Raw genomic sequence first — 16,085 nt, 5'->3', positions numbered from 1 at the left:
TGAAGCTGGGTGTCGATCGCGTGCGGCTGACTGGAAGCGATCACTCCGATGGCGTGCTCACCGTACGGAAATGCGCCTCAACACGAAAACGCCTTGAGGCGTTGGACATTCGACAAGTATCGTCCGGGGAAGGGCGAGTCGGGATAGAAATTCGCACAACCCGGGGGGCGTCAAGCGCGGTACCCCGATGGTTGCGTGACGGCACTAGCAACTACGCCTATTTCGACATCCAAGGCAGTATCCCTGCACGTTCACTAGTCGATCTCGAGTTGGGATTGGGCCAAGTCTCGATCAACAACGTAGCCGCTGTGCACGCGCAGGTCGGGTTAGGTCAGCTGGAATTGACGAACATTCAAGGCGCGGTTGTTGCGAGCCTGGGAGGCGGTCACTTGGACGCGCAGGACATCGGGAGCCTAACTGTCGACTCGGTTGGCTTGGGGCAGCTCTCGGCTGAACGCGTGCTCGGAGACGTCGAAATCGGGAAGATCGGACTAGGTGGGGCAACTTTAAAACACGTGGATGGAAGTGTGTTTGTACGCAAGTTGGGGTGGGGGACGCTTACCGTGAATGATGTCGGTGGCGACTTAACGCTCCGACGAAAAACACTTGGGAACTACAGTCACGAAAACGTCAGAGGAAGTGTGAGCGTTCCTTGATGTGATTCGATTGTTTGCTGCAAGCAATGTCCCGCCATACACACCATCCACGGAACGCCACAATATGAATTTTAAGTCTGTCATCACTATTTTCTGCTTTGCCGTCCTGTTGGGCTGCAACGCAGAGTTCCAAACGCCTGTCTCGAATGAAAATGCTACTCTTGAACTTACAAGGCTCGACGGCACTCCGATCCCCAGCCCTGCCATGGACGAGTTCCTGCTTTCCAAGATGGAGGAGCTTCAGATTCCAGGCCTATCGGTTGCAGTGATTAGCAAAGGCGACATTTCCTACCTTCGCAGTTTTGGCGTCGTGCGTGCAGATACTGCTGAGCCCGTGGGGCCGGAAACTGTGTTCGAGGCAGCATCTATATCCAAAGCGGTGTTCGCATACTTTGTGATGACGATGGTGGAAGACGGCACACTGGACCTCGATCGCCCCATGCATGAGTACTTGCCTCTTCCGGAGCTTGAGCACGATGAACGCTATAGAAGCATCACGGCGCGCATGGCGCTCTCTCACCAAACTGGCCTGCCCAACTGGCGCTTCTTGGAGGAAGACGGGAAGCTGGACATCAAGTTCGACCCAGGTACAGAGTTCGGCTACTCGGGCGAGGCTTATGAGTACTTGGTTGCCGTCGTGGCTCATCTTAACGGCGTGACACCCAGAACGCTTGAAGACGTCTTCCAAGAACGTGTAGCTGTTCCCCTGGAGATGACCCATTCCTCGTTTACCCGTAATGCTCACTGGGATGCTCACAAAGCATACGGGCACGAAGCAGGAGTGGCCGAAGAAGATCGCTGGTACACGGATCTTTCGGTATTCGGCGGAGCTCATAGTCTGCACAGCAACGCGGAAGATCTTGCGAAGTTTGCACTCGCGGTGATCGAAGGCCGTGGCTTGGAACCGGATACCTACGCTGAGATGCTCTCAGAGCAGGTGGTGCTGCCAGATGACCAGCCGATCCGGACGTCGTTTGGGATCGAATCGTGGGCACTTGGATTTGGGCGCTCAAGTACCGAAGCAGGCATGAAATACGCTCATGGCGGTGTTAACGAGCATGCCAATGCTTACTTCATGGTCATCCCAGCACAGGGCTACGGCGTCGTGTTCTTCGCAAATAGCAGCAATGGCTTGGCGCTAGCTGAAGAACTGGAGGGGTTCTTGGGTGTCCTAGCTGGTTCGAGTGAAAGATCTGAAGGTTGACCTTCACGTCGAACAGAGCCGGAAGGGAGCGCTATAGAGAGTAAGGTCAATGTCTGCTTCTGGCCGAATGCAGCCATGACTCCACTTCCGGATACACCATCGTCAGCACATACGCGCCGTGTATGCGGCAATGCCAAAGTGATCACCCACCCCGATGCCGCCTATGAATCCGATGCCGGCGCACACCCATCGCAATGATCAGCAGCGCATACACCACCGACACCGCCAGCGTGGTGGTGAACTCCCACTGCGCATGCTTTGACCACGCCAGCATGCTGATGAAGCTCGCCATCAGGGTGCCAAACAGGACGGCATACACCTGCAGCTCGCGCCGCTCGGTCGGGTTGCGCGCGCGGCGAATGTAGCACCGTGCCTCCCAGGCCACGGCGGCCACCACCAGGCCCACCGCCGCCAGTGCACTGCCCACGGCCCCCAGTGCCCACTTCCCCGCAGTCGCCGAGGCGGTCGCGGCACCCGCACCTGCGGCCTTGGCCGGGGCCGTCGCCATTGACGCGGTGACCAGGGCGGTGAAGGCGACGCCCGGTGCGCTGTAGCGGGCGATCTCGCCCACGCTGGCCAGCACGTGCGCCTGCACGGCTTCACGCGCACGCTGAAGGCGCTTGCGCACCGCAGCATCGCTGAGCCCCAGCAGTTGCGCCACCTGCTGGCTGCTCTGGCCTTCGCGGTGGAACAGCAGCAGCACGTCGCGGCTTTCGTCGGGGATCGCGTCCAGCGCTTGTTCCAGCAAATGCACTTCTTCAGAGCCGATCAGCGCGGCCTCGGGGCCTGGGCCGCGGTCGGGCGCGTTGGCCAGGTGGGTGTCCGAATCTCCCGCCACCACACCGTGGCGCTGCCGTTGGCGCAGCTGGTCGATCGCGCGGTTGCGGGTGACCTGGCGCAGCCACGGCAGGAAGCTGTCGGGGTTGTGGATCGCATCCAGCGTGTTCCACGCCTTGAGGTAGGTTTCCTGGGCGATGTCTTCGCTGAGCTGGATGTCGCGCGTTACCGCCAGCGCGACGCTGGTGACCATGCGTTGTGTGGCGCGCACCAGGCGTGCGAACGCGTCGCGGTCACCGAGGCGCGCGGCGGTGAAGTCGGCTTTCAGGGCGGTGTCGAAGGTGGTGGCGGGCAGGTTCATGTGGGCTCGTCGTGTGTCCGATGCCTGGATGGACGGACCTCGCCGGGAAATGTGACACGTTCGGGCGGTTAAAAAGGCATGCTTCAATAACGACGGTGGCTGATAGAGATTTCTTTGAAAGCCTATGTGACTACTGCCGCGGGCGGCGATCGTGACGGGGACAGGATGAAGAACGGATCGAGGCGGGTGCGGGCGCGGGCGTTCGGGTGGGCTGCGCTCGCGGCGCTGGCCCCGGGTGTGGCCGCGGCGACGGACGTGGCGATCTACCCGGAGAGGGTGGAGCTTACCTTCGACCAGCCGATGGCCACCTGGCACTACCAGGGCTCGTCCGGGGTGGAACTGGAGCCCGAAGTACCGTTCGAGCGCTGCGTCTGGTACAGCGATACCGAATTGGCCTGCGAATTCGAGGACGGGCAGCCGGCGCGCAATGCCACGTCCTACCTCGTCCACGTGCCGGAGTTCGCGACCCAGGAGGGAGGCGTCGTGCAGGCGCGGATCGTCGGGGCCGACACGCCCCGGCCCGTGCTGAGTGCACCCCATTTCCTGATCGAGTGGTCTGGCGAGACGCCCAGGCTCCACATTCGCGCCAACCAGGACGTTTCCGCCACGGCCGTCGCGCAGGTGCTCGAGCTCACGGTCGACGGGCAACCGATTCCGGTCGTGCTACGCCCCGGGGAGCGGCAGGGGTGGATACCGGCAGCCTTCACCCTTGATTTGCCGCAGGACGTGCCGCGACTCGGGATGCTGGAACTATCCGTCGCGCCCGGCCTGGTGGGTGAGGAAGGTCCGCTGCCGGGGGTCCAGGAAGAGGTGCTTCTGCGCGCGCGCCTCGGAGAGGAGCCGCGGGCAGTTACGGTGGCGTGCACCCCGGACCGCCAGGTGGCCGTGGATGCGCAGGCGGGCGCCACGGTCCGCTGCCGCCGGGCATCGTCTGGCTGACGTTCAATCGCGAGCTTGATCCGGCCTCTCGGGCGCAGTTCGAACGCCAGTTGCCCGCCGGCGCGCACTGGTCCGGTGGTCCTCGGGCATCCGGCGGCTCTCGACCGCGGAAGGTGGCCCGGCCCTGGCGCTGCCCTTGGGGCAGGTGGCGCAACTTCGCATCGATGATGCGCGCGCCCGCATCCGGATCGATGTGGCTGACGACCTTCGCACCGCCGAAGGACGGCCCGTCGCAGGCGCAACCGTGTGGGTCGAGACCGGCGACCACCCGCCGGCACTGCGCGCACCGTCCTCATCGCTGCTGCTGGCAGATCCTGCCGCGCCGCTGCCGATCGCCGCGACCAACGCCCCTCCGGGACGAACGCTCGAGGTCGCGGCACTCGGACGCAGCCATGGGTCGGCTGCGATTCCGGTTCCCGATGGATCATCCAATGTGGACATGCCCCTCGATGACCGCCAGACGCGGCGGGCATTGCGGGACGGGGGGTGGGTGCGGTGGACCGTCCCCGCCACCGGAACCGACTGGGGGCGCCGTGCCCAATCGCTTCAGATCGCCGCTCCCCAGCTCGACGTGATCGCGATCGCGGCGGCCGACGAGGTGCTGGTCTGGATCAACGATCTGGAGACGGGCGACGGGGTGCCAGGTGCCAATGCCGAGCTGATGCGGCATGGCGTCGATGGCGACGCGACCGACGCCGCCGACTTCGCGCCGGTGACCGTGGCCACGGCCCGCAGCGACGCCGATGGCATCGCCCGTATCAAGTTGCCGGACGGCTATCTGCTCGACCGCCAGGCGCTGGCGCGCAACGAATGGTTCGTGCGGGCGGAAGCCGGGCGCGGGCGGAACGTTCGGCGAGCGGTGCTGCCATTGGGTTCCGCAAACCGCCTGGTGCTTGCGAACCCGGGCAGGGATCGCGCCTGGGGGGTGACGGACCGGCCGCTGTACCGCGCCGGAGACACCGTGCGGTTCCGGTTGTGGCAGCGCGCGGATCGCGCTGGCCAGCTGGAGATGCCACGCTCGCCGGACCTGTCGGACTCGTTGCATCTCATGAGCGTGGACGAGGACAAGCTCATCCGCAGCTGGCCGGCCAGTCCGGATGCCAGCGACGGTTGGATCGGCGAGGTCGTGCTGCCGCTGCACGCCAACGACGGTGCCTATTGCGTGACGCCCTTCGAAGAGCCCTACCGATCCGAGGAGGGCGCCTGCTTCTTCGTCGGAACCTACCGTGCCCAGGACCTGTGGGCGGAGGCCAGCGCCCACGATGGGGTGCTGCGCGAAGACGACATCTTCAAGGTCGAAATCAGCGGTGGTTACTACTCCGGAGGGCCCGCCGCAGGCGTCGGTTTACGCAATATCACCACCATGCTGACCGGGCTCCCGCTCTCCCGGGCGTATCCCGAGTTCGCAGCCTTCACGTTCGTCGACGTGATGAGTGAACAGGCCCGCGGGGGGATTCCGCTGCGCCCGGTGGTGCCGCCGGAGAGCACCGATGCCGACGGGCACCTCGAGATCGAGGTTCCGGTCACCTTCAATGCGGAAGCCATCCAGCCTGACCAGCTGCCGGCATTCGGACAACTTCAGGTCGCTGCCGAACTGGCCCTCGATTCACGCGAGGGCACGGTCACCAATGCGGCTGCCGCTCGCTTCACGCGGCACGATGCGTTCGTCGGGCTGAGGGTGGAACCCCGCTGGCTGGACGCGCAGACGCCGGTCAGGGCCGAGGCGGTGGTAATCGATGCCGACGGCACGGCCGTGCCCGGCCAGGTGATCGACGTCGAGGTCGACTTCCTCGCCGGATTCCAGGGCGAGCCGCAACCCCAGCGTATTGGCGCCTGCCAGTTGCGCGGCGGTGTCATGCAGGCCTGCGACTTCCCTCGTACCCGAAGCGGTCGCTATCGGTTGACCGCGCGCAGCGGGGATGCCGCGCCGGCGGCGCTGGTCCAATACGTCTGGAGCGGTGATCGGGCACCGCCCGCTGCACTGGCCCCCATCCTGGAGGTCGCCCAGCCCCCCGCAGAGCTGGGTGCTCCGGTGAAGGTGGTGCTGCGACAGGTCGAGGTCGGAAGGCCGGTCCTGTTCGTGATCTTCCGCAATGGTCGTGTGCTTGCCCACATGCATGCGCGGACTCGATCGTCGGCCGGACTGTTCGACCTGCCGCTGCCCGCAGGCATCGACGGCGACGTGGAGCTTGCCGCCTACCTGCGCTCCCCACCCGATGCGTCCTCGGACGGTCACCTCTCTCCGCCGAGGGCGGTGGAGACGGCCACGACGACGTTCGAGGTTCCAGCCACGAACCAGGCACCGGTCGCGATCGCGTTCGAACATGCGCAGGTCGAGCCGGGCGAGCGCACGTCGCTCACCGTGCACAACCTGTCGGACGGACCCCGCAGCATCACCGTCAGCGTCATGGGCGACGCGCTGCGGGCGCTGGCCGGGGACTACCTTGAGTACTCCGATCCGCATGGGCCGTTCTGGCTGGGCAAATTTTACTGGCGAGGCGCCGGCAGTACACCGTCGCTGCACGACTTTGGCGCCTGGAACTCGGGGCCGGAGTGGACGGTTCGACTCGATCCGCTGCCTGGCGAACCCCCTGTGATTTTCGACGACGCGGCGGCACCCCCCGCCGCCCGCGCCACCTGCCGGCATGGCGTTGGGCGATTACGCATCGCAAGAGCTGGACCGCATCGAGGTCACCGGCTCTCGGATCAACCTCGCCGACATCTTCCACGCCGGGAGGGGAAAGCCGGATGCACCGACCGGGTCGGCCGGAACGGGTGCGGACGGCCTGGTGGCCCGACTGGCGAGGGTTCGCGGCGCGTTCGCTGATACCGCGTTGTGGGTCGCGGACATGCGGCTCGAGGCCGGTGAGCAGCGCAGCTTCGAAGTGACCATGCCCGACAACCTCACCCGCTGGCGGGCCATTGCCTGGAGCGCTGATGATGGCGACGGTTTCGACATGGCCGAAGCGACGATCGAAAGCGGGCTTCCGGTCGAGGCGCGACTGCAGGCGCCGGTCCGGATGTTCCCCGGGGACCGCGCCCGCCTGATCGGCAATGCGAGGCACACGACCGACGACGCTTCATCGGTCGAGGTGGCGTTGCAGGCCAGCGGCGCCGGCTCCGACGCGCAGGTCGCGCACACGCTTGAGCTGCCGGCACGCGGACAGGTTCCGTTTTCCCTGGAGATCGCCCCCCTCGGTCCCGGTACCGTGGAGGCCGTCGCAGCCGTCCGCACGAGGGGAGGGGGCGACGGCGTCGGTGCGCGGATCGAGGTTTCCTCCGTGCTGGTCGAGGGCCATCGCGTCCAGGCCGGCTGGGTGCCGCAGCAGGGGGTAGCGCTGGGCATGCCGGCGCTGCCCGCAGGGGCCACCGACCCGCAATTGCAGGTGGACCTGCTGCGAGGGGGCGCAGGGCTGACGGATCGCTGGACCCACGACCTTCGCGACTATCCGCATCGCTGTTGGGAACAGATGCTCAGTCGCGCGGTGGGCGCCGCACTGGCCCTTTCCCGGGGGGACGATTCGTGGCCGGACGCGGAAGCCGCCATCGATGAGGCACTCGACAACGCTGCCGTATTCCAGGACTTCGAAGGTGCCTTCCATTTCTTCGCAGGCACCATCAATGCAGGGTGGTCATTCATGGATGAGCGGGGGAACGTCGCATTGACCGCCTACTCGCTGCGCGCGCTCGAAATGCTGGATGAGCTCGGCCATGCACCACCCGCGCACGTCGTCGAAAGCGGGCAGCAGTTCCTTGTGGCGTCGCTTCGATCGTCCACAAGCCAGAAGCATCATTCCGACGCTGCCTTCGCGAGCGAAGGCGTCGCGGCTCCAGAGGCTACGCGCGAGATGATCTGGCAGGAGTGGGACTCCCTGGCCCTTCCCGCGCGCATCGCCGCCACCCGCGGGATGGTCCGCAACGACGACCCGGAGGTTGCCGAGGCCTATCGCCTGTTGCTGGAGGACGCGCCCCGGCGCGGCGCGCGTCGAGTGGTCACCCCCACGGGAGACTGGAGCCGGTGGATGGGTTCGGCCATGCGCGAGCAATGTGCGTTGATCGACCTGCTGCGAGGGGTTCCTGACCTGCAGGTCGAACGAAGCGAGTTGATCGCGGGGCTGACTGATCTGTTCGCCGGGGGTATCGAGGGCACCGACACCCAGAGCAGTGCCACGTGCCTGATGGCGCTGCGCCATGTCGCCGCGACACGAGGGTCGGCGATACAGGCGGACCTGAAGGCCGGTGACAGCGCGACGCGCCTGCAGATCGCGCCGGATGCCGACCGCACCCGATGGGAGGGCTCCGCCGATGACATCGGCCACCTGCGCCTCACCCCGCTCACGCCCGAACTGGCGTCGAGCTACGTGGCTGAATTGCGCTTCCAGGAGGACGCCCGCCAGGCCCAGCCTTCCGCCGTTGGCGTGAACATCGAGCGCAGGTACGACGTGCTGCGCAGCGGGGCCTGGTCACCGGCTGACGAGGACACCCTGCGCGAGAGCGACTGGGTGCGCGTCACGCTGGTGGTATCCACCTCCGCGGTTCGCCACTTCGTGGCGCTGACCGATTCCGTGCCCGGGGGCCTGCAGCCGACCGACCTGCGCCTGAGCGGCGTTGGAGGCCTCGACCTGCAAAGCCTCTCGGGCACCGGCAGCGCGTGGTTCACCACCCGCCGCCTGGACCCGCGCAGCCCCAGGTTCTACGCCGAGCGCCTGCCGCCCGGCCGGCACGAAGTGCACTACTTCGCCCGCGTCGGCAACGCCGGTGAATACCTGGCCGCCCCGGCCACGGCCGAGCTGATGTACGGCAATGCCAGTCGTGCCCGCACCGCAGCACAGCGCGTGCGCATTTCGACCGACCGGGGGAATTCGTATCGATGAGGATTTGGGAGGCAAGGGAGAATCGTTCGGGTCTCGACAGATAGATGGGATGGGGCATGGGCTGGGGAGCGGCCTTCCCGTCAACTCTGCCCGAGTGACCTCTTGTTCTTGAGCGTCCCGGCCACGACTCGCCCCTGATTCCACCGGCCGCTTCTGGCCGGACCGCGCCAATGCGCGGGCCGGCCGATACCGACGCTCAAACGTCCGTCTGCTCCGCGATCTCCAGCGCGTCGTCCACTTCGATACCGAGGTAGCGGACGGTGCTCTCAAGCTTTGTGTGTCCCAGTAGGATCTGGACCGCGCGCAAGTTCCGGGTCCTTCGGTAGATCAACGATGCCTTCGTCCGGCGCATGGTGTGGGTGCCATAGGACGCGCCGTCCAGACCGATGGAATCCACCCACCCATGGACGATACGGGCGTACTGCCGGGTCGAGAGGTGTGGCGACTGGTGGAGACGGCTGGGAAACACGAAGTCGGTACCTCCCAGTCCTTTGGCTGAGATCCAGGCGGTCAGCGCATCTCGAGTCTGCTCGGTGATCTCGAACTGGACGGGACGGCCGGTCTTTTGCTGCACCACGAGAGCTCGCGAACTTATGCGCGTCCCATGGGCTATGTCAGCGACGCGCAGCTTGACCAGATCGCAGGCCCTGAGTTTGGAATCGATCGCCAAGTTGAACAGGGCGAGATCCCGCGTCTTTCGGCCCAGCTGTAGCCTTACACGGATGGCCCAGATGTCCCGAACCTTGAGGGGCGCCTTCTGGCCGATCATCCTGCCCTTGTTCCAGGGCGTGGGCTTGGCGGTGGGGGCTTCGGTGTTCATGAGGTGTCCTACGGGACTCTCATGGTCGCGCTCGTCGACTGAAGGGGCGCAGTCCGGACCGGAGGCGCGCTCTTCAGGAGTCAGAGTGATAGCGCGGCCTGGGTGCGCGCGCTTTCCGCAAGAACCAGCTGGGGCAGGCTTTTGACCGAGCTACGATGCCCAACACCGTCATCAAGGGGATGCCCGACGCTCGCCCTTTTGCCCCCAGACTCTGACCAGCTCAACTTCTTGCAGCGTCCCTGCACCGAATTGATGTAAGTCTGCGTTGAACACCCCTGTTACCTCCACGAAACTACCTTCCCAAGAAGCCATCTCTTCAAGGACGTCAGGATCGGCGCACCGCGGGAAATCTGCGTAGATCACAGAAGTGAAATCCGCGGCGCCGTAGTGAGCTTCGGTGGGATAAATGGCTATTCGATCGTAGTACTGCCGATAGATTCCGGCGACGCCGATTCGTCGCCCGTGATGCTTGCGAGGGTCGGCCAAGACAGCAAAAATTGACGCCACGCTAAGAGGCAAATATCCCTCTTCCTGCGGACTACGGCTGGCGGTAGCAGTTTCACACTTGACAGAGTCTGCGACTGCGAGCGCTGGCAAACTTATCAGAAGGCATGACGCCATTAGTAGCTTCTTCATTTGAAAGCTCCACATCTATTGTCAGAAGGCCAACGAGACTTTGCTCCCATTGGCGCTAGCCGCCGACTCGCATTCCAGTCACGCGAGTCCAGGCGCACGCAATGGGAGATCGGGGGCGCTGACTTACAGTGTGCTGCCGTCGTGGGCGAAGAGTACAACCGCTAAGCATCTATGTGGCTATACGCGCGCCGTAGGCTTCGTGAACAGGACGGAGCCAGAACGGCCGCTCCTGGCCGACATCCGACTAAGCGGGCGATGGCCTTTCAGGCCCAACGCTGACGTTCGCAAAGACAGCGAGTCAGCTCATTGAGTCCTGGGGAAGTAGGAAACGGGAACTGGAGTGAAGTCTACTGGCCTCATTCCCACTGCAATCATGACCCTGATCGGCGCGAGCGGTGCTGGTGGGGTTCCGGAGGCGCGTTCGGGCGTTTTGTGATCTCAATACCGTGCTGGCGACACCGGAACTGATGGGGCTCGAACCGCGTTGACCCCCTGTGGCGTAGGGATAACGAGCATGAGGATGAAAATTGGCGAGTGGCCGTTCACGCTCCTCCTGTCGGCGACGGTGTTCGCGTCCACCGTCTCGGTCATGACATTCGAGGAGGACGGTGACGCCACGCGGGACACGGATCGCGAAACCCTGCTGCGACTCGATGCCGAACTGGCGCATTCCCAGATCGTCGATCGCGATCCAACGTTCGTTTCCCGGGTCGCACTCGACAACTTTCGGGTGCTGACACCGGGTGGAATGTTCGAGAACAAGGATCAGGTGATCGCAGGACTGCAGGCATGGGACGCCAGGGTCGTCACTCTTTCCGGTACCGAGGTGTTGTTCCACGGAGACGTCGCCATCGTGATGGGGCGGATGGACATCGATGGCACGTTGCGACCGGTAGGCCGCTGGGGCCCCTTGAAATACATGAGTACCTGGGTGAAGGAGGAGGGTGACTGGCGACTGTTGTCGCGCTCGCTCACGCCCTGCATCGACAAGCTTATCGAGGTGGGCCGCTGCTAGGCGCAAGTTCGCCGCTGGAGACGGGCAATCGCGGCGTTTATGCTTTCGATACGCGAACCGAAGGATTCCCGCCGTGCGTCCTCCCCAGCTTCGCTTCCATGTCGTACTCGCCACTGGTCTCCTGCTGACGCTAACGTCCGTCTGCCTGGCTGCGCGGGGCGTACCGGACCCTGAAGCGTTGGCGCGCGTGGACCGCTACCTCATCGACAGCTGGAGAAGCTGGACATCCCGGGTGCCGCGCTCGTCGTCGTGCGAGTCGAGGGGGTTGTCCACGCCAAGGGGTATGGCCGCGTCTCGGAGGACGGTGGCGAGGTGACCCCGCAAACGCCGATTCCGCTTGCATCCATCACCAAATCGGTCACCGCACTGGTGGTCATGCGCCTGGTCGAATCCGGACAGCTGGAGCTGGACGCCCCCGTCCAACGGTATCTGCCCTGGTTTCGCGTCGCCGACCCGGACGCCTCGGCAGATATCACCTTGCGCCACCTCCTGTCCCAAACCAGCGGACTGTCGACCCTGTCGGGCCGTCTCTCGTTCGGAAGCACCGACATCTCCCGTGAAGCCCTGGCAGAGGCGACACGGGAGCTTGCGGAGGAGGATCTGGTCGCGGAGCCCGGCACGGAGTTTCACTACAGCAACTCCAACTTCACCGTCCTGGGCGCAATCCTCGAGGCGGTCTCCGGGCGCACCTACGAAGAGCTGGTCGAGGAAGAGGTTTTCGCTCCGCTTGGAATGGGTCGAAGCTTCATCTCCGTGCCGGCTGCCGAAGCGCACGGGATGGCCGGCATGCATCAGTATTTTTTCGGCAGGGTCGTGCCAGTGGAGAACCTACCCTACAGCCGGCGGGTGCTTCCCCTCGGGGGGCTCGTATCCAGCGCCGCGGACCTGGGACGCTTCGCCCGCGTTCTGCTCAATGGCGGATCGCTCGACGGCACCCGCATCATTTCCGCCGAAGGCGTCCAGGAGATGTTCCAGCCCGAGGTGCAGATTCAGGACCGCGTCTTCTACGGGCTCGGATGGTTGATTGCGGATGTGGATCCATCCAGGCGGGTCTTCCACGGCGGAGACGGAGAGGGGTTCACCGGCACCATCGCCCTCTTTCCCGAAGAAGGCTGGGGATACGTCGTGCTGATCAACGCGAACAGCTATTCCTCGGGTCCGAATTTCCAGCAGCTCAAGCAGGCTGTGGAAAAGGTACTGAGGGGCCAGGAACCCGCCGAGGTGGCTCCAACCATATTCATCGCCCCGGTGATTGGGCTTGCGGCTCTGCTTTTCGTGCAACTCATCGCCGCGGCCCGGACCATTTTCCTGCTCCGGCGCTGGCGCCGCCATCCCGATCGCCGTCCCCGAAAGGCATGGATCCGGTGGGGCTGGCACGTCGGGCTTCCCCTGCTGGCGAGCGCCACGATTGCGGTCGGCGTACTGGTGCTTCTTCCGCATATGTTCGAGATCCGCCTGCAGGGGATGCTCCTCTTCGCGCCGGATGTCGGCTATCTCGTCGTGGCGATCGGTTCGATCGCGATCATTTGGGGCATCCTCCGCACGATTCTGGTCGTTCGGTCGCTGAGGAGCCGAACACCCCGCCACTGACCCGATCCGGTTGGATTCAATGGTTGTTCCTCGCCGAAGTGAGCCGAAGCTGGAGACGAGTATCGAGCAAGTGCTGGGCGAACCGGTCGCGAACATGACCTCTGTACAGGGCTACTAATAAATCTGACGACCTTGGTCGAAACCTTGACTGCGCAATGACGATCGGCACGTGTGGGCGCGCGGGCGGCGGCGCACCTTGTGCCCAAGGGGTCCGGTCCCCGGGGGAGTTGCCATGCGTCGTCGCAACAAGCTGTTGTTGGGATTTCTCGGCGTGCTGGTTGCAGCGGGCACCGTGTTCGCGCTGGCACTCAGTCGCGATGCGGCCTGCCCGCATCCTGCCGCACTGCCGCAAGGCAGTGACTCGATGCAGGCGATCCGCGTACATTGCTACGGGGGCATCGAGGCGCTGCTGCTCGAGAACGTGCCACGGCCGGTGCCGGCAGAGGACGACTTGCTGGTGCGTGTACATGTGGCCGGCGTGAATCCGTTGGACTGGCATTACCTGCACGGCAAGCCCTACGTGATGCGCTTGTCGTCGGGGGTCGGTCGACCGCAGGACCCGCGCGCCGGTGTTGATTTCGCGGGCACGGTCGAGGCAGTGGGTTCTGCCGTCAAGGACTTCAAGCCGGGGGACCGGGTGTTCGGTGCCGCCAACGGCGCGTTCGCCGAGTACGTCGTGGTGCGTGCAAGCCGCACCGTGGTCCATATGCCCGAGAACATCGATTTCGAACAGGCCGCGGCCGTTCCAATCGCCGCGATCACCGCGCTTCAGGCGCTGCGCGATGCAGGCCAGCTGCAGCCCGGGCAGAAGGTGCTGATCAATGGCGCCTCTGGCGGAGTCGGCACCTTTGCGGTGCAGATCGCCAAGGCAATGGGTGCCGAAGTGACCGGCGTGAGCAGTGCGCGCAACACGGAACTGGTGCGCTCGCTTGGCGCCGACCACACCATCGATTACGCGCAGGAGGACTTCACCCGCGGCGGCCCGCGCTACGACCTGGTTATCGACAACGTCGGCAACCATCCGGTCGCGGCATTGCGGGATGCCTTGCAGCCGGAGGGAACCCTGGTCATGGTGACCGGGCCGAAGAACAACCCGTGGTTCGGTCCCCTGGGCCGCATGCTGGCCACCCGGCTTACCGCGTCCTTCGCCAGCCAGACCCAGGTGACGCTTTTCGCCAGCGCCAACAAGGACGACCTGGCTGTGCTGGGCGAAATGCTGGAAGCCGGCACCGTGCGCCCGGTCATCGATCGTCGCTTCCCCCTGGACCAGGTCCCCCAGGCCATCGAGTTCCTGGAACAGGGCCGCACGCGGGGCAAGAGCCTCATAACGATGGGGGGGCACTTGTCCGCCCGCCCCGCAGGACAAACGGGGACGGAGTAGCTGAGTGACCAACGCGTCCGGACTTGGACCACGCCACGGTAAGAAGTTCTCGTTGCATCCCGGTCGGAGCTCGGCGATGTTCTCCCCCAACCACCCCAGCAAGGATGCACACCCATGATGCGGATTTTCCTCATCGCCCTAGTGGGCTTCGCCGCCTACAAGGGTTACCAGCACCTGCAGCGCCCCTCCGTGAGCGTGGAGCCATTGCTTGACCGCCCCTACCTGGTGGTCTACGGGCGCGAGTCGTGCAGTGTCACCCGACGCACGCTGCGCGATCTCAACGACGCGCGCGTCCGGTACCGCTTCGAGAGCGTTGACGATGACGCCGTGGCTGACGTGCTGCACGAGCGGATGCGGGGCATGGGCCTCGACACGCGGCGCTACTACCTGCCGGTCGTGGACTTGAACAACACCATCACCGTGCGCCCCGAGAACGAACAACTGATCCGCAACGCGAAGGCGCTTTCGCTCTGACCGACCGCTCCTGGCGGGGGCTGTCAATAGCCGGCGCTGTCGCCCGCGAGCCACCCCAAGTCCACCAGAATCCGAAGCCCCAAAAGAAACGCGGCCCGTCCAGGGACGAGCCGCGTGTCGAACCGCCTACCGGCAGACCTCAGAGCGCTTCGAAGATCCCCGCCGCGCCCATTCCGGTGCCGATGCACATCGTGACCATGCCGTACTTGTGCTGACGGCGCTTCATGCCGTGGATGATCGTGGCTGCACGGATCGCGCCGGTGGCACCCAGCGGATGTCCCAGCGCGATCGCGCCACCCAGCGGGTTCACCTTTGACGGATCCAGCCCCACATCGCGGATGACCGCCAGCGCCTGCGCCGCGAAGGCCTCGTTGAGCTCGATCCAGTCCAGCTGGTCCTGCGTGATGCCCGCCTGCGCCAGCACCTTCGGAATCGCCGCGATCGGACCGATGCCCATGATCTCCGGCTTCACGCCCGCCACCGCGAAACCCACGAAGCGCGCCAGCGGCGTCAGGCCGTACTCCTTGATCGCCTTCTCCGAGGCCAGCATCACCGCGCCGGCACCGTCGGACATCTGCGAGGAATTGCCCGCCGTGACCGACCCGCGAGCGGCGAACACCGTGCGCAGCTTCGCCAGGCCTTCCTCCGACGTGTCCGGCCGCGGACCCTCGTCGTTCTCGACCAGGCGCTTGTACTCCTTGATCGCCCCCGACCCCAGCTCGGGCTGGTGCGAGACGACCTCGAAGGGCGAGATCTCATCGCGGAACTCGCCCGACTGGATCGCCGCCAGCGCCTTCTGGTGCGAGGCGTACGCGAACGCATCCTGGTCCTCGCGGCTCACCTTCCACTGCTGCGCCACCTTCTCGGCGGTAATGCCCATGCCGTAGGCGATCGCCACGTTGTCGTCGGTGAACACCTTCGGATTCATCGCCACCTTGTGGCCCATCATCGGCACCATCGACATCGTCTCGGTGCCCGCACCGATCATCAGGTCGGCCTCACCCAGCCGGATGCGATCCGCCGCCAGCGCAATCGCCTGCAGCCCCGACGAACAGAACCGGTTGATCGTCTGCGCCGCCACCGTATCCGGCAGCCCCGCCAGCAGCGCGCCAATCCGCGCCACGTTCATCCCTTGCTCCGCCTCCGGCATCGCGCAACCCACGACCACGTCGTCGATGCGCGAGGTATCGATCCCCGGCGACTGCTTCACCACTTCGCGCAACACGTGCGCCAACAAATCATCGGCCGCGTATTGCGAAAAACACCCCGCGGCGCCTTCCCAACCGGCGTCCGGGTGGCTGCAACGATGTAGGCCTCTTGCGTCTGCTTGCTCATATATTCGGTCTCAATTCGGGGCC

11 protein-coding genes and 1 pseudogene are annotated in these 16,085 nt (G+C 64.9%); 8 read left to right on the top strand and 4 right to left on the bottom strand.

What is annotated here, in order from left to right:
• Positions 1-720 precede the first annotated feature (720 nt).
• Entirely contained in the window at positions 721-1,860 is a 1,140-nt protein-coding gene (locus tag FU658_RS06525; protein WP_147891338.1) for a serine hydrolase domain-containing protein, read from the top strand.
• Positions 1,861-2,002: 142 nt separating this feature from the next.
• Here FU658_RS06525 and FU658_RS06520 read toward each other — a convergent pair whose 3' ends face one another.
• Entirely contained in the window at positions 2,003-2,998 is a 996-nt protein-coding gene (locus tag FU658_RS06520; protein WP_147891337.1) for an RNA polymerase sigma factor, read from the bottom strand.
• Positions 2,999-3,112: 114 nt separating this feature from the next.
• Between FU658_RS06520 and FU658_RS06515 the strand changes: the two genes are divergently transcribed.
• From FU658_RS06515 to FU658_RS06510, 3 genes are all read left to right on the top strand, one after another.
• Positions 3,113-3,937, top strand: coding sequence for a hypothetical protein (locus FU658_RS06515; protein WP_147891336.1), 825 nt, complete (start codon positions 3,113-3,115; stop codon positions 3,935-3,937).
• A gap of 193 nt (positions 3,938-4,130) precedes the next feature.
• Entirely contained in the window at positions 4,131-6,764 is a 2,634-nt protein-coding gene (locus FU658_RS14375) for an alpha-2-macroglobulin family protein (RefSeq protein ID WP_187265967.1), read from the top strand.
• A complete protein-coding gene (locus FU658_RS06510; RefSeq protein ID WP_187265966.1) occupies positions 6,727-8,811 on the top strand; it encodes an alpha-2-macroglobulin family protein in 2,085 nt (694 codons plus the stop codon). The genes FU658_RS14375 and FU658_RS06510 overlap by 38 nt, the downstream gene beginning before the upstream one ends.
• A gap of 196 nt (positions 8,812-9,007) precedes the next feature.
• On the opposite strand, the gene FU658_RS06505 is transcribed toward FU658_RS06510, so the two are convergent.
• Positions 9,008-9,631: a tyrosine-type recombinase/integrase gene (locus FU658_RS06505; RefSeq protein ID WP_147891334.1), complete on the bottom strand. Its 624-nt coding sequence runs from the start codon at positions 9,629-9,631 to the stop codon at positions 9,008-9,010.
• Between the two features lie 171 nt (positions 9,632-9,802).
• Positions 9,803-10,267: a hypothetical protein gene (locus tag FU658_RS06500; protein ID WP_147891333.1), complete on the bottom strand. Its 465-nt coding sequence runs from the start codon at positions 10,265-10,267 to the stop codon at positions 9,803-9,805.
• Positions 10,268-10,787: 520 nt separating this feature from the next.
• On the opposite strand from FU658_RS06500, the gene FU658_RS06495 reads away from it, so the two are divergent.
• The 4 genes from FU658_RS06495 (at position 10,788) to FU658_RS06480 (ending at position 14,727) form a co-directional block, all read left to right on the top strand.
• Positions 10,788-11,282: a nuclear transport factor 2 family protein gene (locus tag FU658_RS06495; protein ID WP_187265965.1), complete on the top strand. Its 495-nt coding sequence runs from the start codon at positions 10,788-10,790 to the stop codon at positions 11,280-11,282.
• 210 nt (positions 11,283-11,492) lie between these two features.
• Positions 11,493-12,872 (top strand): serine hydrolase domain-containing protein, encoded by a 1,380-nt coding sequence (locus FU658_RS06490; RefSeq protein ID WP_147891331.1) that lies wholly within the window; start codon positions 11,493-11,495, stop codon positions 12,870-12,872.
• 232 nt (positions 12,873-13,104) lie between these two features.
• A complete protein-coding gene (locus FU658_RS06485) occupies positions 13,105-14,253 on the top strand; it encodes an NAD(P)-dependent alcohol dehydrogenase (protein WP_222708370.1) in 1,149 nt (382 codons plus the stop codon).
• Between the two features lie 114 nt (positions 14,254-14,367).
• Positions 14,368-14,727, top strand: a complete 360-nt coding sequence (locus tag FU658_RS06480) for a hypothetical protein (protein WP_147891330.1) — start codon at positions 14,368-14,370, stop codon at positions 14,725-14,727.
• 139 nt (positions 14,728-14,866) lie between these two features.
• Here the strand turns inward: FU658_RS06480 and FU658_RS06475 are convergent.
• Positions 14,867-16,062, bottom strand: a pseudogene (locus FU658_RS06475) (acetyl-CoA C-acyltransferase).
• Positions 16,063-16,085: the final 23 nt, after the last annotated feature.

The sequence above is a fragment of the Alkalisalibacterium limincola genome, assembly GCF_008017755.1.
Taxonomy (GTDB): Bacteria; Pseudomonadota; Gammaproteobacteria; order Xanthomonadales; family Xanthomonadaceae; genus Alkalisalibacterium; species Alkalisalibacterium limincola.
This window is presented reverse-complemented; position numbering and strand designations above follow the sequence as displayed.